15 protein-coding genes are annotated in these 16,899 nt (G+C 60.8%); 3 read left to right on the plus strand and 12 right to left on the minus strand.

Translation table 11 applies throughout. The features are described from left to right. Window positions 1-25: 25 nt before the first annotated feature. The 8 genes from CK230_RS06185 to CK230_RS06220 form a co-directional block, all read right to left on the minus strand. Window positions 26-1,129 (minus strand): class I SAM-dependent methyltransferase, encoded by a 1,104-nt coding sequence (locus CK230_RS06185; protein WP_176480023.1) that lies wholly within the window; start codon window positions 1,127-1,129, stop codon window positions 26-28. A gap of 85 nt (window positions 1,130-1,214) precedes the next feature. Further along, window positions 1,215-2,057: a class I SAM-dependent methyltransferase gene (locus CK230_RS06190; protein ID WP_095816273.1), complete on the minus strand. Its 843-nt coding sequence runs from the start codon at window positions 2,055-2,057 to the stop codon at window positions 1,215-1,217. A 9-nt stretch (window positions 2,058-2,066) separates the two neighbouring features. Next, complete coding sequence (locus CK230_RS06195) at window positions 2,067-5,669, minus strand: glycoside hydrolase family 99-like domain-containing protein (protein WP_176480024.1); 3,603 nt, start codon at window positions 5,667-5,669, stop codon at window positions 2,067-2,069. Next, the gene (rfbD, locus tag CK230_RS06200; RefSeq protein WP_095816275.1) at window positions 5,666-6,574 is read right to left on the minus strand and encodes a dTDP-4-dehydrorhamnose reductase; all 909 of its coding nucleotides are present in this window, start codon (window positions 6,572-6,574) and stop codon (window positions 5,666-5,668) included. The genes CK230_RS06195 and rfbD overlap by 4 nt, the downstream gene beginning before the upstream one ends. Further along, window positions 6,571-7,704 carry a dTDP-glucose 4,6-dehydratase gene (gene rfbB / locus CK230_RS06205; RefSeq protein WP_095816276.1) on the minus strand — a complete coding sequence of 378 codons (1,134 nt, stop codon included), beginning with the start codon at window positions 7,702-7,704 and terminating at the stop codon, window positions 6,571-6,573. The genes rfbD and rfbB overlap by 4 nt, the downstream gene beginning before the upstream one ends. Next, window positions 7,701-8,273, minus strand: a complete 573-nt coding sequence (gene rfbC / locus CK230_RS06210; protein ID WP_095816277.1) for a dTDP-4-dehydrorhamnose 3,5-epimerase — start codon at window positions 8,271-8,273, stop codon at window positions 7,701-7,703. Before rfbC ends, rfbB begins: the two co-directional genes overlap by 4 nt. After that, entirely contained in the window at window positions 8,266-9,156 is an 891-nt protein-coding gene (gene rfbA, locus CK230_RS06215) for a glucose-1-phosphate thymidylyltransferase RfbA (RefSeq protein WP_095816278.1), read from the minus strand. The genes rfbC and rfbA overlap by 8 nt, the downstream gene beginning before the upstream one ends. Before the next feature lie 222 nt (window positions 9,157-9,378). After that, a complete protein-coding gene (locus CK230_RS06220) occupies window positions 9,379-9,969 on the minus strand; it encodes a biotin transporter BioY (RefSeq protein WP_095816461.1) in 591 nt (196 codons plus the stop codon). A gap of 217 nt (window positions 9,970-10,186) precedes the next feature. On the opposite strand from CK230_RS06220, the gene CK230_RS06225 reads away from it, so the two are divergent. Then, the gene (locus tag CK230_RS06225) at window positions 10,187-11,095 is read left to right on the plus strand and encodes an MBL fold metallo-hydrolase (RefSeq protein WP_095816279.1); all 909 of its coding nucleotides are present in this window, start codon (window positions 10,187-10,189) and stop codon (window positions 11,093-11,095) included. On the opposite strand, the gene CK230_RS06230 is transcribed toward CK230_RS06225, so the two are convergent. Then, the gene (locus CK230_RS06230) at window positions 11,096-11,881 is read right to left on the minus strand and encodes a DUF1499 domain-containing protein (RefSeq protein ID WP_095816280.1); all 786 of its coding nucleotides are present in this window, start codon (window positions 11,879-11,881) and stop codon (window positions 11,096-11,098) included. It abuts the gene before it with no gap. An 81-nt stretch (window positions 11,882-11,962) separates the two neighbouring features. After that, a complete protein-coding gene (locus tag CK230_RS06235; RefSeq protein ID WP_095816281.1) occupies window positions 11,963-13,591 on the minus strand; it encodes a fatty-acid--CoA ligase in 1,629 nt (542 codons plus the stop codon). Between the two features lie 189 nt (window positions 13,592-13,780). Between CK230_RS06235 and CK230_RS06240 the strand changes: the two genes are divergently transcribed. Further along, on the plus strand, window positions 13,781-14,137 hold the full coding sequence (locus tag CK230_RS06240; RefSeq protein WP_095816282.1) for a hypothetical protein: 357 nt from the start codon (window positions 13,781-13,783) through the stop codon (window positions 14,135-14,137). 197 nt (window positions 14,138-14,334) lie between these two features. Then, window positions 14,335-14,724, plus strand: coding sequence for a DUF427 domain-containing protein (locus CK230_RS06245; RefSeq protein WP_095816283.1), 390 nt, complete (start codon window positions 14,335-14,337; stop codon window positions 14,722-14,724). Between the two features lie 30 nt (window positions 14,725-14,754). Here CK230_RS06245 and CK230_RS06250 read toward each other — a convergent pair whose 3' ends face one another. Then, entirely contained in the window at window positions 14,755-15,498 is a 744-nt protein-coding gene (locus CK230_RS06250) for a polysaccharide deacetylase family protein (protein WP_095816462.1), read from the minus strand. A 136-nt stretch (window positions 15,499-15,634) separates the two neighbouring features. Continuing rightward, complete coding sequence (locus tag CK230_RS06255; protein ID WP_095816284.1) at window positions 15,635-16,738, minus strand: glycosyltransferase family 9 protein; 1,104 nt, start codon at window positions 16,736-16,738, stop codon at window positions 15,635-15,637. Between the last annotated feature and the right edge of the window lie 161 nt (window positions 16,739-16,899).

Below are 16,899 nucleotides of genomic sequence, written 5' to 3' on the forward strand. Positions count from 1 at the left end.
CGGCGCAGATTTGCCGCCGACGAAGTCACCGCTTTCTAAATACCCAAACATCTTGATAATGATGAAAACATACTTCGCTTAACATGATATCGAAACCTTCTCCCCAGATACTTTGAACATACCTATCGGAAACCCAAGTGTTACGATAGTAATCTTGATCAGAAATAACTGAGTCGATGTCCGTATTCTTTGCCCCATCATAGATGCCATTCATGCGTAAGGCGGTTTCGATACTGCTCTCACCACTCGGATGAAGCCACGGAAGGGAGGAAACGCCAAGCGTCGTGAAGATAAAGTGCCCACCAGGGCGCAAAATGCGGTGAATCTCTTCTATCCATCTTTCGGCGTCCCGCTTTCGCAAATGCGTAAGAACGGAGTAGGCATAGATGACGTCAAATGAGGCATCTGGGTAATCGACAGGTGGATTCAATTCGCAAGTCTTGAATTCGACCCCCGGTACCCGGGATTTACACCAATCGATCGCGACCGAATCAACATCGATGCCGGCGATCGTTGACATGGCGTCGCCATAAAGGTGCTTGATGTGCTGAAGAACGCGCGCCGGCCCGCACCCCCACTCCAAGACCGCCGTTTGCGACTCGAAGCCCTTTCCATGCACGGCGCGTAGCGCGGCGTCGAACTGCATCGCGAGGGTGCGACCCGTTTGGATGAACATTTGTGGTGGCGTCGCGCCGATGTGAGAAATTAAGTCCGCGTCGGGGACGACGATGAGGCCCTCATCGGAAAAGTCAAACATCATCCTGTGTTTTATAGGTAGCATGCCGCCATCAGCAGCGCGGATATCAAAAACCAGCAAGCCCTCGGCACGAGTGCCCGACAATTGGGGCCAGCTCGCTCGGAATGACGCGGCACCAGCATTTGGCCAAGTTGGAAACATCTCTTCGACGACAGTGTCTGTTTCGAACTGCATTTCTGCACGAACGCCGTTGCAGTAGAGAAACGTATTGTCCACCAGTCCATCTAAAGGCAGCGCCCATCCAAGTACTTTCAAACCGGCACTTGTTCGAGAGATATGATTTATGTTCCAGCCATAGAACATCTGAGGATTTAACGACGCGTGATTGTGCAGAACCTCGTTACTTATCCTGCTGTTGATTAAGCCTGTCATCTGTATGCCTTGTCGATCTGCGTCGAGATTCCAACGGTGTATTGTAGGACGGTACCTAGGGGAGGAGTGAACGTGATTTGCCGCCTTACAAGCGCTGCATGACGACCACGGCCTGCCAAAAGCGTGACGCATCATCAATGTGGACCCGCACTGTGAACTCTGGCCCCCAGTTGGCCATCAGATACTGGATTGGGCAAATTGCGTCGCCGTAGATATCGGCTGAGCGATGGTCGCCGCCGCCGGTGGGAAGGTATACCAATCGCCCTGCATCGAAATCTGCCAACCGGCTTTTTGCCTCAGCAGAGAATCGCTGGAGCCCGGCATGCCAACCACTCTCAGGAGCCTTTCCCTCAAGCGAGGCGACGAACTCCAAGAAACGGCGCGGTTCAAGCGTAAGGGCCACGATCGCTCTGTGGCGCGTCACGCGCTTGAACTCCTCCATCCAATGCAAATGAACAGGCTCGGGCAGGTGAGTGAATACCGAGTAAGCAAGGATTGCATCAATGCTCGCGTCAGGCAGTTTCAACTTGCCCAGCGGATCAATTACCGAGAGGTTGCCAGCTACACCATTGGACTTCGTCAGAGCGATAACGTCCGGGTCGATGTCCACGCCAAATAGACAGTTTTCCGCGACGTCCTTCCAAGCAAAGCGAAGGAAACGGCCCCAGCCGGTGCCAAAGTCCAAGAAAGCGCTATCTCTACCAATCGGATTACCGTGTCGTTTAGCGGTCAGCTTCATTAATGCATAGAAATTATGTGCTTCTTGAAGCGCGTTTTCATTAGCGGAACCGACGAACATGGATTGCAGGGCATCGGGCGGAAACGACGGAAATTTAAGGCCGGAAACTACCGGACTCCGAACACTCGCGACGAGCATCTCAAGCCACTCACTGTCCGAGCATTTTCGAAAATCCTCGATGGTAGTCATTTTTATCCTTTAGCGAGAATCGGTTTCGCCGACTGAGTAGTCCTCGTGCAAAGCCACTGCGGCGGTCAGTCGCTCGATTGCATGGGCGAGCGTTCCGTCGATCTGCCCGACCTCCTCCTCAAAATCGTCAGGACCCAGCGATAAATCTGCGAACGGCTTGAGAGCTTTCGGCCTAAACCAGAACATCGAGCCTGCAGGAAAAACAGTGTCGTAACGACCGACTTGAGCCTGCATTCCGAGCCTGGGGAACAGCCGGTCCAACCAACTGCGATTGAGGATGTTCCTATCCAGCTCACCCAAATCAAGAAGCGTTCCGGCCGGGGCCAATAGCCCCAACTTACGGTCCTTTTCGAAACGTCGGACAATTTGCTCCACGCGTTCTCGCGATCCCAAAAGGCTGCTCAAAGCGCTGCTCCTAAGGGCATCGCCATCACGCCGATGTGGCGACTTCTTGCTATGAACCTTGCAGGCCAACTCGTAGCCTTCGCTTACAAGAAGTGGCAAAAGCTGGAGAAACGGCTGCATATCGCGGCCGCGATTGCGGAAATACCAAAGACGCGCATTAGGACAAGCGCCGAGAACTCGCTCAGCAGTAGTGCCCGGAGCGTCGCGCCGCAACGTGACGAAAAGGTCGGCGCCACTAACATTCGAGAGGTTTTCGAGAATGTCCTCGAACAGATCGTCATAGTGCAAGTGCAAAACAATCGCCAACCTCGATCGCTTCCGAAATGCCTTCTGAGACTGTTCAACCAGTTCAACTAGGCGGGGGTCCGGTGCAATGAAGTCTCGCATTACGTTGGCTGTGGCATGCAGATAGCCGTACCCGAATTTTCGATCGGGCTCCAAATGCGCACCTTCCGCCCACTCATTCCACGCATTGACGAACACTACCGGTGGTTGCGTTGGATCGTTCGCCAAGTTCTCGATCGTGATGTCGCATGCACTCCTGAGCCACTTGGCATATGAAGCCGGATTAGCACCATAAAAACTGTGCCCACTGCCCGGCTTGCGCGCCTCGTTGTCCCAACTGGGGCTTACTGTCTTGATAAGCTGGTACGGTGGACGCTTCTTTTGGCCGTAGGAAGCCGCAAGCTCTTCATAGCCGTAGATCTGACCACGAAAATCCGGGTTCACGATTTTCAGCTGACCGTTGAGGCCCGATGCCATTCCCATATGTGGTGGAAATTCAATGGCCGCGTCAAAGCCGAGTGGGCGTGGGTCCAATATGCCAAAAGTTTGCGCGGCGACGAGATAGAGATCACCGACGCCTGCGGCTTTGGCGCGCTCGCGCCAACGGGCTGCGGTTGCGGCCGAATCAGGAAGCAAGCTGGCGCGATAGACGATGAGGACTGCGCGACCCTCATGCCGCAAGTACCTCCGGTCCTGCAATGCGGGAAGGATGTCGTCTAGAAAAGCAACATCATCGCTTGGCGAGTGCTGCTGCGCCATCAGCACGTCTTGCTCTTGTCCGTCCCATCGTCTTGTCCAGTTTTCGTTGGCCCAACACAAGCAGAAGTCGATGTCGATTTCTGTGTTCTCAAGGAATTGCCGGACCGGCTTCTCAAGCAGCCTTTTGCCACCGAACCAATAGTGGTGGAAACAGAATCCCGCCACGCCATAGGACTTGGCCAGGGCTGCTTGTTGCCGCATGACATCGGCGACCCGCAGGTCATAGAATCCCAATTCCCCGGGCAAATGTGGTTGATAATGACCAATATATTGAGGGACTGCCTTGGTGACATTGGTCCATTCGGTGAAACCCTTCCCCCACCATTCGTCGTTTTCGGCTATGGGGTGGAATTGCGGCAGGTAGAACGCCATTACCTTCAATGGCGAACGCGCGAAATCGATGACCTCTTCCGAGCGCGGCACATAATCCAAGTCCGTGCCTGCGGGACGCTTCGCGATTGCGAGAACTTGGCGAATATATTCGGCCTCAACGCTAGGGCTGCTGCCGAAAGCTAATGGAGCAGCAGCAATAGTTGCGCTGCTGCTCGTCACGCTACCGGTCGCCTCTCTACGCGACAAACTCCCAGCCTTTCGCACCACATCGTATTTTAGAAGGCGCATTTTGACAGAATGCTTCATGTGGACTGGAATCGGTAGACGACGCGCGGCCCGTCTCCCAACCGCAAGTAAAGCGCGAGCGGAACCAACCGGACTGGTGAACAAACACTTCATTGCACGAATAGGGCTGCTAACACGCCAACTTGTGCTATTGCGCATTTCCCTAATCGCATTTGTGTAGCGCGCGACTTCGGTCTGGCTGCGGGCGAGTGCGATTTCCAGTTGCTGGCGTTCATTTTGAATAATGGAGAGTGCGCCATTATTGACAACCGTTGTCTCCAGCGTACGACGTATGCTGGTTAGCTCATCTCTTATTTCGGCCAATTGTTCAGCTTTCGCCCGAGCACTCACTGCTTGCTCTTGCTCAAGCATCTCAACCAGACTCTTCTCCTTCTTTCGCTGCTCGCTCGCAGCCGTCCGTGCTTTTTTCAGTTGGTCTTGCAACCTATTTTCGCGCGACTGAAATTCGATCCGCTGTTCTTCCAGTGCCTGCTTGGAAGCTTCAATCTCGGCAGCGCTTTCCGCAGTGACACTCTGTATGCGATTGTTGGCGGCTGCCAGAGCGGTATTGAGTGCATGAAGGTCGGGATAGATCGCATCACCGAACGTCGTGGAAACCGCATCGAATGCGTGTCTCACACGATCTAATGTCTTGGAGGCCTGCTGATCGTACGGGTCGCGCTCCAGAGATTGGAGGGCTGCGTAACTATCTTTCACCCAGCCCGCCACCGTCGTGCTCGCGTCAAGTTCGCCCTGACCTGCGTGATGGTGCTGGTTCGCGGATGAGATGAAGGCATCGACGTCCGATCGCGCGTCATCAAGGGATCTCGGCCAATCCAGCGAAAGCGTGCTTGTGACCTTCTGCAGGCATGGCCGCCAATTCTCGACAATGGCTTCATATGAAACCAGCGCCCTCTGCTTGCCGCGGCTGGCTTGCTCGGCATCCAAGACGTGACGTAGCCACACTAGTGTTCCAAATCCCCGACTAGAGCCACCCCGCCTTTCGAGCGATGCAGCAACCGCCAACGGATTCCGGGATACGAGCACATAGCGGACATCGATTCGCAGCGACTGCAGGATTTCGGCGTACATTCCGGCGAAGCGTGAAATGCGAGGTTCTTTGATGACGAATAAAGGCGCAGCGCCGTATTCTTGGCCAATAATCCGAGCGATTTCGCTTCGATAAAACTTTCGGCGTTCCTCCGACAGTCTTGTCACATCGTAGGGCCGCCAGTCATCCCAACTGCTGCCAGCTTCCGCGAGCATCCTCTCGTTAAGAGTGTTAAGGCTAGTCGGCTCCCAATAGCCGTTGGCATTGTTCTCGTCCGGGGCAATGACTTGTTCAGGAAGTACTGCGCCCAAGAGATTGAGCACCCGGGTGACCGCACTCGTACCCGAGCGGTGCATGCCCAGCACCATGATGCAGGTGCGCTTCGCCTGCTTCGTCTTCGATGAGTTGGCCTTAGCGCGCTTCTTCGGCGCCGCTTGATCGGCCGGCTGCGCGCTCGCATCGCGCAGTTGCTCCGGTGATGGATTTTCGTTCATGCACTCAATGCCTGTTTCGTCTCGCTGCCCCCCAGCCTCCTTACCACCCTCTCCGCCGCATCCCGCCAATGCGGCGCCTGCCATCCGAACACGTTCGCAAACTTCGCGCTCGACAGCCGCGAATTTTGCGGGCGCCTCGCCTTGGTCGGGTAATCCGCCGTGGCGATATCGCGCACTTTCGCATACGGGCCACCCAACGCCCGGCTTGTGTCGAGGATGTGGCGGGCAAAGCCGCTCCAGCTGGTGTCGCCTTCGCCCGCCAGATGGTAGACGCCGAAGGCAGCAAAATTCCTGTCGTCTCGCAGCCTCGCCGCCGCACGTAGAATCGCGTCGGCGATGTCGCGCGCGGAGGTCGGATTGCCCCATTGATCGGCGACCACGGCGATCTCGTCGCGGTCGGCGGCCAGCCGCAGCATCGTCTTGACGAAGTTCCTGCCGAAGGGGCTGTAGACCCAGGCCGTGCGCAGGATGAGGTGGCGCGGATTGGCGGCGGCTACCGCCTCTTCGCCGGCGAGCTTGGAAGCGCCGTAGACGCCGAGCGGTGCGGTAGCGTCTGTCTCGACATAGGCGCCGTCCTTGGTGCCGTCGAATACATAATCGGTCGACAGATGGATGACCGGAACGCCGAGCCTTGCCGCGGCTTCCGCCACCTTGCCGGCGCCGGCAGCGTTCACGGCGAAGGCCAGGTCCTGCTCGTCCTCAGCCTGGTCGACGGCGGTGTAGGCGGCGGCGGAAACGACGATGTCCGGCCTTGCCGCCTCAAGCGCCGCGAACACCGTGTCGGGCCGCGCCAGGTCGAGCGCCGGGCGGCCGACGGCGACGACTTCCACGTCGTCGCGATCCCGCGCCGCCTCGACCAGGCTTGCGGCAACCTGGCCGTCGCGTCCGGTGACGGCAAGCCTCACGTCGGCACCTTCCGGCTTCCGGCCTCTGTCCCGGTGGGGTTGGTTGCGACCGGACTGTTTTGGCTGTTTGCCGCCGCACCGTGGCCCAGCCGCTCGCCGGCGTAGCGCTGCTCGCGGATCGGCCCCCACCACCATTTGTTGTCGAGGTACCAGTCGACGGTCCTGGCCAGGCCGCTGTCGAAATTCTCCCGCGGCGTCCAGCCGAGATCGCGCGCGATCTTGGAGGCGTCGATCGCATAGCGTCGGTCATGGCCGGGGCGGTCGGTGACGAAGGTGATCAGCTCGCGATAGCGCTTGCCTCCCGCGCGCGGCCGCCTGACGTCGAGCAGATCGCAGATCGTCTCAACGACGGTGAGATTGGTGCGCTCGGAATTGCCGCCGACATTGTAGTTCTCGCCCGGCCGCCCCTTGGTGGCCACCAACTCGAGGGCCCGCGCGTGATCCTCGACGAACAGCCAGTCGCGCACATTGGCGCCGGCGCCATAGACCGGCAGCGGCTTCTCGTCGAGCGCGTTGAGGATGACCAGCGGGATCAGCTTTTCGGGGAAATGGTAGGGGCCGTAATTGTTCGAGCAGTTGGAAAGCACCACCGGCAGGCCGTAGGTCTCGTGCCAGGCCCGCACCAGATGGTCGGATGCCGCCTTCGAGGCCGAATAGGGCGAGGACGGCGCATAAGGCGTCTCCTCGACGAACATGCCGCCGTCGAAAGGAAGATCGCCAAAGACCTCGTCGGTCGAGATATGGTGGAAGCGGAAGGCGGACTTGCGCTCCTCGGACAGGCCGCGCCAGTATTCCAGCGCCGCATTGAGGATGCGGTAGGTGCCGACGATGTTGGTCTCGATGAAGGCGCCGGGGCCGTCGATCGAGCGGTCGACATGGCTTTCGGCGGCGAGGTTCATGACGATGTCGATATCGTCGCGGCGCAATATCTCCAGAACCGCGCGCTCATCGCAGATGTCGGCCTGTTCGAAACGGTAATTGTGCGCGTTCTCGATCGGCCGCAGCGACGCGAGGTTGCCGGCATAGGTGAGCTTGTCGAGATTGGTGACGCGGTAGGCCGGATTGGCGCACAGATGCCGGCATACGGCCGAGCCGATGAAGCCGGCGCCTCCGGTGACCAGGAAATTCATGCCAACCTCTCCGCGGACTCAAACACCTCCGCCATGGCCAGCGTTGGCGCCTTTTTATCCTTGTCCGAAAGCTGGAATCCGCCGGCAAGCGCCGGCCACTCGATGCCTATCGCAGGGTCGTCGAAACGGATCGACCGGTCATGCTCGGGCGAATAGGTGTCGGTCACCTTGTAGATCACCTCCGTATCCGGCACGAGCGTGACGAAGCCGTGCGCGAACCCTTTCGGCACGAGGATCTGGTTGCCCATCTGCGCCGACACCTCCAGCCCCTCCCATTTGCCGAAAGTCGGCGAGGCGCGGCGGATGTCGACCACGACATCGAACACGCTGCCCCTGACGACGCGCAGCAGCTTGGCTTGCGCGCGCGGCGGCAGCTGGTAATGCAGCCCGCGCAACACGCCAGCCGCGGCGGAATAGGAATGGTTGTCCTGCACGAAGGCGAGATGGATGCCGGCCTCGGCGAAGCGCTGGGCATTCCAGGTCTCGCTGAAGAAGCCGCGCGCGTCGCCATGCCGCTTCGGCACGATCTCCAGCACGCCGTCGAGGCCGAGCGGCCTGACCTCAAGCACCCCGCTCCTCCATCAGATCGGCCACCCGCCGGCGCAGATAGGCGGCATATTCGTTCTTGCCGAGCCGCGCGGCGCGATCCAGAACCTTGTCGGCGCTGATCCAGTGCTGCTCCAGCGCTATCTCCTCGGGGCACGCGATCTTGATGCCCTGGCGGTGCTCGATCGTGCGCACGAAGGACGATGCCTCGAGCAGGCTGTCATGCGTGCCGGTATCCAGCCAGGCATAGCCGCGGCCGAGGCGGTGGACATGCAGCTCGCCACGCTCGAGATAGACATTGTTGACCGCCGTGATCTCGAGTTCGCCGCGCGCCGAAGGGCGGATGGTCGAAGCAATGTCGACCACTTTGTTGTCATAGAAATAAAGACCGGTCACGGCCCAGTTGGACTTCGGCTTTTGCGGCTTCTCCTCTATCGTCAAAGCCCTGCCGGTGACCTTGTCGAAGGAGACCACGCCATAACGCTCGGGATCGTCGACATAGTAGGCGAAGACGGAGGCTCCGCCGTCGCGCGTCGCCGCCTCGCGGCAAAGCTGCGACAGGCCGCCGCCGAAATAGATGTTGTCGCCGAGAATCATCGACACGCTGTCCTTGCCGATGAAGTCGCGGCCGATGATAAAGGCTTCGGCGAGACCGTTGGGCTGCGGCTGCTCGGCATAGGAGAGCTCCAGGCCGAATTCGGAACCGTCGCCAAGCAAAGACTGGAAGACCGGCAAGTCGCGTGGAGTTGAAATGACCAGGATCTGGCGGATTCCCGCGAGCATCAGCACGCTCAACGGGTAATATATCATCGGCTTGTCATAGATCGGCAATATTTGCTTAGATACAGCTAATGTAAGCGGATAAAGACGTGTTCCGCTGCCGCCCGCAAGGATAATTCCTTTCAACAAGCTCTCCTTGAACTACCGCGGCCCCCGCCTCGATGCCAAGTTGCCCGTGCTTAGGTTTCGGGCACTGGCTTGTCAATCTCGGCTTTGACTGCTTGCCGACCTTACTTCACCGATTTCTATCATCGGACATGCGGTGGTTTCGAGCGAAATCCGACCGCGCCATGAAAAAGGGCCGGCGGGCGCCTGTCGCCCGCCGGCCCCTTCTTTCGTTGATCGCGATCAGCCGCGCTTGAGCAATGCCCACACGGCCGGCACGAGGCTTGCCGCCAAAGCCACCTTGATCAGGTCGCCGGCAATGAACGGCAGGACGCCGAACTGCCAGGACTTTTCCGGCCCGATGAGCATCGCCAGCCAGGCAAAGCCCACGGCCATCATGACGACCTCGGCGGTCAGCATGGCGCCGAACAGCTTGAACGGACTGCGGTCCCAGCCGCGATCCGCGGCCCAACCGGCGATCGCCGCCATGACCACGAAGCCGGCGAGATAGCCGCCCGTCGAGCCCAGCATATAGGCGATGCCGATGCCCTTTTCCGGCGTGCCCTGAAAGACCGGCAAGCCGGACGCGCCTTCGGCGAGGTAGAGAAGCAGCGTCGCGACGGCGAGGCGCAGGCCGAAGGCCGAGGCGATCAGCAGGACGGCGAGCGTCTGCAGCGAAATGTCGACCGGGCCGAGCACCACTTTGGTCTTGGCCGAAAGCGTGAGCAGCAGGGTTCCGGCAAGCGCCAGGAAGAGCTGGGTCGCGAGCCGCGCGGCGCCCCGCTCCGGCAGAGTGAGAGAAACGAGCGGACGCATCGTGGTTGCAATTGCCATGGTCTTCCTCATTCTGGCTGATTCATTGGGTGGCTGATTTGCTGGCTTTAAAGCGCGTCGCGCAGAACGGATTCAGGCGACGCGCTTTAAAAATTTGTCTTGATGCATGTCGTTCTCCCAAAACCGCTACGCACTTTTGGGCGACATGCATTGATTTTCCTATATTGGCTTCCGTATCGGGCGGCAATCATTTTGCCGCATTGCAGAGGAATCCGGCATGGCGCTTGAGTTCGATACCAGCTTCGACCCGGCCCACGGGCGGGCGGTCACGGTTGCGCCGGACGTGCTGCGCGTCACCGCCGGAAATCCGAGCCCGTTCACCTTCCACGGCACCAACAGCTATGTCGTCGGCCGCGACACGCTGGCGGTGATCGATCCGGGACCGGAAGACGACGCGCATCTCGAAACGCTGCTTACGGCGATCGCTGGCCGGCCGGTTAGCCACATCTTCGTCAGCCATACCCATCGCGACCATTCGCCCCTCGCTGCGCGCCTGAGGGAGCGCACCGGCGCGCCGACGCTTGCCGAAGGCCCGCACCGGCCGGCGCGACCCTTGCGCATCGGCGAGGTCAATCCGCTCGACGCCAGCGCCGACCTGGCCTTCGTTCCCGATGTCGCGCTGGCCGACAATGCCCTGACCGAGGGCGACGGCTGGGCAATCCGCACCGTGCTGACGCCCGGCCATACCGCCAATCATGCCGTGTTTGCCCTCGAGGGCACAGGAACCCTGTTTTCGGCCGACCATGTCATGGCCTGGTCGACTTCGATCGTCGCGCCGCCGGACGGCGCCATGGCCGACTATATGAGCTCCCTCGACAAGCTTCTGGCGCGCGACGATCGCTTGCTGCTGCCGGGCCATGGCGGGCCCGTGACCGCGCCGCAAAGGTTCATGCGCGGCCTGAAGACGCACCGCAAGATGCGTGAAAGGGCGATCCTGGAACGCATCCGCGCCGGCGACCGGACGATCAGGGAGATGGTCGCGGCGATCTATCGCGACACCGACCCCCGGCTGCACGGCGCCGCGGGCCTGTCGGTGCTCGCTCATCTCGAGGATCTGGTCGCGCGCGGCCTGATCGCCACCGAAGGCGACCCGGCGATCGACGGCTTATTCAGGCTCGCCGGCTGATCACTCGGCCGGCGCCGCGCCGACCTGGCCGGCGACTTCCTGATCGAGCTCGCCAAGGAAATCGGTGATGCGGGCAGCGTTGTCGCCGAGGTCGTAGCGGCCGTAGCGCGAGGCCGAGCGCATGTCGACGATGACCTGCTCGCCATCGTCGGTGACGCGGATGGCGACGTCGGCCGGCAGTCCCACCACGAAGCCCTTCGCCAGCGCATTGATCGTCGCCTCGCTCTGCCCATTGATGTCGGGATAAGGCGCCGTCAGCTGCCAGTCGCGGCGGTCGAGCACGGTTTCGACAGCGTCGACGACGGTTTCGAAAGGCAGATTGTAGCTGTGGCCGGTTACAAGCGGATAGGCCTCGGCCTGCAGGCTCTGTTCGCCCGGGGTCGGCGGCGACAGTTCGTTCATGTCGCTCGTCCGGTCGCTGGTGTCCAGGACCGGCGGATCGTCGAGATCGGTCGAGATGTCGCGCAGCGGCGGGTAGATCGTGGCCCAGTAGACGGCGACGCCGTAGGGCGCCAGAACCAGCAGCGCCAGCAGCGCGCCGACGCTGAGATCGCGGCCGCCGCGATCGCCGAAACTCCAGACCCTCGACAGCCCAAGACCAGCCAGGAACAGGGCGAGCGCCGCCAGCAGCGCGACGACCGCAAGCACCCACAGGAATGGCGGCGTCTCGACAAATCCGAGCCGGTAACCGGCAACGGCGGTGAGCAAAAGGACAAGGGAAAATGCCCCGATCCGCCGCGACCAGCCGGCCGCCCTCGACGTCTGCCGTTCAGGAATAGATGCCATTCTTTGCCGTATCGTCCCAACCCGGGCCGAGAGTTACCGGTTTTTGGCGTCGGCTTGAAGCCGAAAGATCGAACATTTTCGTCAATCCGTCGGCAGGCGATAATCCTTGAACTGGTCGCGCAGGCTGGTCTTCTGAATCTTGCCCGTGGCGGTGTGCGGAATTTCGCCGACGAAGGCGACGTCGTCGGGCATCCACCATTTCGCCACCTTGCCGCTCATGAAGGTAAGGATGTCGCCCTTGCTCGGCTCCCGGCCGGGCTTGCGAACGACAACGAGCAAGGGCCGCTCGCCCCATTTGGAATGCGGGATGCCGATCGCCGCCGCCTCCGCCACGTCCGGGTGGCTGACGGCGAGATTCTCCAGGTCGATGGTCGATATCCATTCGCCGCCGGACTTGATGACATCCTTGGCCCGGTCGGTGATCTGCATATAGCCGCTGGCGTCGATATGGGCGACATCGCCGGTGTCGAACCAGCCATCGGCATCGAACTGCTCGCCGCCGACGCCGCCATAATAGGCGCGAGCCACCGCCGGGCCACGCACTTTGAGATGTCCGAAGGTCTTGCCGTCCCAAGGCAGCGCGTTGTCGTCGTCGTCGGTCACTTTCATCTCGACGCCGAAGGGCGGAAAACCCTGCTTGCCCTGGACATCGAGCCGAGCCTCGCCGGTCAGCGTCTCATATTGCGGCTTCAGCGTGCAGAGCGTGCCGAGCGGCGACATCTCAGTCATGCCCCAGGCATGCACCACCTGCAAATCGTAATTGTCCTGGAACTTGGCGGTGATGGCGCGCGGACAGGACGAACCGCCGATGACCACCTTCTTCAGATGAGGCAGCTTCTTGCCGGTCTCCTCCAGATATTGCATCAACATCATCCAGACGGTCGGCACGGCGGCGCTGAACGTCACCTTTTCCGTGTCGAGCAGTTCGTAGATCGAAGCGCCATCCATCTTGCAGCCGGGCATCACCAGCTTGGCGCCGATCATCGGTCCGCTCTGGCCGAGCCCCCAGGCATTGGCGTGAAACATCGGCACGACAGGCAGGATCACATCCCGGCTGGATAGGCCCATGGCGTCGGGCATGGCGGCGATCATGGCGTGAAGGACGTTGGAGCGGTGGCTGTAAAGCACGCCTTTCGGGTCGCCCGTCGTGCCCGAAGTGTAGCACATGCCGGCGGCGGTATTCTCGTCGAAGGTTTTCCAGGCGAAGTCGCCATCGGCCTCGGCCAGCCATTCCTCATAGGCGACGGCATTCGCCAGCGAGGTTTGCGGCATATGCGCCCGGTCGGTCAGCACGATCACCCGCCGCAGCGACCGGACCGCGCCGGCGATCTTTTCCAGGAGCGGCACGAAGGTCAGATCGACGAAGATCGCCTTATCCTCGGCATTGTTCATGATCCAGGCGATCTGCTCTGGAAACAGCCTCGGGTTCAGCGTGTGGTAGATCGCGCCGATGCCCATGATGCCGTACCAGGCCTCGATATGGCGGGCGGTGTTCCAGGCAAGGGTCGCGATGCGATCGCCGAGCCTGAAGCCGTCACGCTCCAGCCGCTGCGCCACCTTGAGCGACCGGTGATGGATTTCGGCGAAGGTCGTGCGCACGATCGGGCCTTCGATCGAACGCGACACGACCTCGCGGCTGCCGTGCTGGCGTTCGGCATGGTCGATCAGCTTATGGCAAAGCAGCGGCCATTCCTGCATCAATCCGAGCATCTATTCCTCCCCTTTGCGCATTCGCGTCGTTTGTTCCGCACATTGTGGAAGGAACCGGCGGATTGTCCAGCCGCCATAAGTCGAAGCCGGTGGATGGATCGAAGAACCAGGAAAACCGCCATAATCCGGCCATCCTCGGCGTTAAGTTCGTTAACGGGCTGGGTGAGATTGGCGAATGGAGTGGTTCGCATGGACGCGCAGCTCGACGAAAAAACCCTCGAAAGCACGCTTGCCGAAAGTCTGGACGATCTGACGCCGGACATCAAAACCGTTTCGGAAGATGAATTTGCCGAAGTCGTCGGCGGCGCGCTTGAAGCCGTCGGCGGAACGCTGCTGTTCAAGATGCGCGTTGAAAACGGCGAGAACGGCGAGCATGTCGCCGCCGCCTGCATCGGCGATGCGGGTAACCGCCAGTTCCTGCTGCTGACGCTGCCGACCAGCGGCGGCGCGCTCAAGGTCGAAACCGCGGCAAGAAGCACCAATCCGGTGGCCGGCATTGCCGCCGCCTATGCCGGCCTCATGGACGCCTTCAAGACAGCCGCCTGACGGCTGGAAAAGGGAAGTTCAATGAATGGTGATGACGCAGCGCGTGGCGAGCGCTTGCGCGACGCGCTTGGCCGACACATCTAAGTCTTCCCGAGAACGTTTCGCGGAAACGACGAAACGCTCTCTCTTTGTTTTGACGCAATTCCGGACGGAAAACCGCTTCGCACTTTTCCTGCAATTGCTCCAGGAGACCATTCATGGACAAGCTCGCCAACCCGGCCCCCGGCTTCCAGCGCAATCCCGACAAGGTGATCACGGTCGAGCCCTATCGCGGCAGCGTCACCGTGCGCGCCGGCGATACCGTCATCGCCAGATCCACCCGGGCCAAGGTGCTTTCGGAGCCGCCTTATCCGGCCGCCTTCTACATCCCATTCGACGACATCGATTTCAGCAAGCTCTCCGGCACTGAGCACTCAACGCATTGCCCGTACAAGGGCGATGCCAGCTACTGGAGCGTCCAGGCGGCCGGCGAAGCCGGCACGAACGCCATGTGGGCTTACGAGCAGCCGTTCGACGAGATGACCGAGATCCGCAATCACGCCGCGTTCTACACGAGCAAAGTGACGGTCGAAGCCGAACCAGGCTGAGTTTTATTGGCCGCTGGAGGTGGCCACCGATCACTCGGTGGTGCCGTCGTTGCCTATATCGTCGGCATCGTCGAGGCGCACGAAGGTCATGCCTTTCTGCTTCAAGGCCAACAGCCCCTGAACCACGCCCTCGCCGGCCGCATGGCTCGGCTGGTTGATGTGGGCGATGATGACGTCGCCGTCCTTGGCGGCGCCGATGCGGCGTGCCGTTTCCTTGGCGCCGAGCAGCGAGCCGCCGTCGCCATTGACCGAGAAGCCGGCGATCTTGAAGCCCAGCTTGCGGATCATGGCGATCGCCGATGGGCTGTATTCCGCGGTGGCGCCGCGAAACCATTTGGGCGCCGGCCCGCCCGCGCTGGCGAGCGCTGCGGCGCCGGATTCAACCTCGGCCTGCACGGCGTCCGGGCTGCCGGCGCTGCTTATGCCGTAAATCTTCCGCGGCGTATCGACCGCCGGAATGTGGCGGCCGCCATGGTTTTCCAATTCGAACAGATCAGGATGGGCCCGCATGATCTCGACGGCCGCGGCATTGTGCTTGAGCCAGATGCCGGTAACGAAGATGGTCGCCGGTATCCTGTTGTCGACAAGCGCCGAAAGAATTCGGGTGTCGGTCTTCCCCCCGCAAGCATCGAGCGTCAGGGCGACTCGCCCGCCCCCTTCCGCGGCTTGCGGCTTCAGATGCAGCGTCGGCTCGACCAGGGTGGCTGAATTGCCGGGCGACGTCGCGAACAGCGACAACGCCATCGCACAAAGAGAGTTTCGAAGCAGACCCATCATCCATTCCAAGCCGGCGCTTTCGGCAGTCGCCGTGCCGCGCAAACAAAAACTCGCCTCAACAAGACCGGCATCTAGGCGAAAATCGGGACGGCAAACAGCGCAAACAGCGGCAGTCGCGAAAAGTTGCTTGGCCTTACATCGCGGTTTCGGGGGCCGTCTCCGTCCGCGCCAGAAGCTCGCGCACGGCATCGGCGACCGCATCCACTTCCAGGCGCCAGACGCAAAATGCCTTGCCTGGATTGGTCCGGTGGCACAAGTCGGCGGCCACGCACTGGCAAGGCATGGATGGCCGCAGTGCGATATTGGGTACACCGACCGGCCCCCATGCGATCGGGTTGGTCAGGCCATATAGGCCGACGACCGGCGTGCCGGCTGCTGCGGCCATATGCATCGGGCCGCTTTCATTGCCGAGGAAGAGCCGCGCCTCCTTGAGCAGCGCCAGCAGCGTTTCGAGCGATAGCGCTCCTACCAGGTTGACGACCGGCGTCTTGACCGTGGCCATGATCTGGTCGTTGGCCTCGGTTTCGTCGGGACCGCCGACCAGGACGACGGAGAGACCGGTTTCGCTGACAATCGTGTCGATGACCGCGGCGAAGCGTTCGGGCTGCCATCGGCGTCCCGGGAAGCTTGCTCCGGCATGCACAACCAGAAAGGCTTTGCGCCGTAGACCGAAGCTATCCAGCAACGTCAGGACCCGCGCGGTTTCCGACGGCAGCGGCTCGATCGAGGGAAATCGCACGCGCAGATCCACCCCGAGCGCCTCGAGCGGGGAAAGATAACGATAGAGAAAATGTCTCTCGCCATAGCCGAAGGGCTTGGCCCGGACATTGGCGGATTGGCGCTCGAATCGGCGCAATCGCCGCTCGGTCGGAAAATAGCCCACCCGGATCCTGGCGTTGAGAGCCATGGCGACGAAGTGCGTCGTCTTTGAATCGGTCAGGTCGATGGTCATATCGAAGGCAAGCCGGCGCAGCTTTCGCAGCACTTGGTAAAGTTCAAGGCCGCGCTGCAATACCGTGCCACGCGCGCTCGAGCGCTTGAAAGCGACGGTCTCATCGGCGATCCCGTGCGCCGTCAGGAAGCCTGCGAAACGAGCCTCGCACAGGAAGACTATTCTGGCCTCCGGATAGGCGATCCGCAGATTCTTCGCCAGCGTCGAGGCAAGAACCAGATCGCCGATGTATTTCGTTTGCAGAATCAGGATCGAGCGGACGCCTGCGAAGGGGCCCTGCAACATCCGTGTCCGGGCACCAGAACTGGGTTGAGACGTCGACATCTGGGGCCGCCACGCGCATGTTTCACGTGGCCCTCATATACAAGACGATAAGGTCGTGGACCAGAGTTGACTCGCACGTGTCGGCTGAGAGCTTCACCACTTCATGGAGGTGGTGAGCCTGC

Origin of the sequence: Mesorhizobium sp. WSM3859 (assembly GCF_002295065.1) — a bacterium.
Taxonomy (GTDB): domain Bacteria; phylum Pseudomonadota; class Alphaproteobacteria; order Rhizobiales; family Rhizobiaceae; genus Mesorhizobium.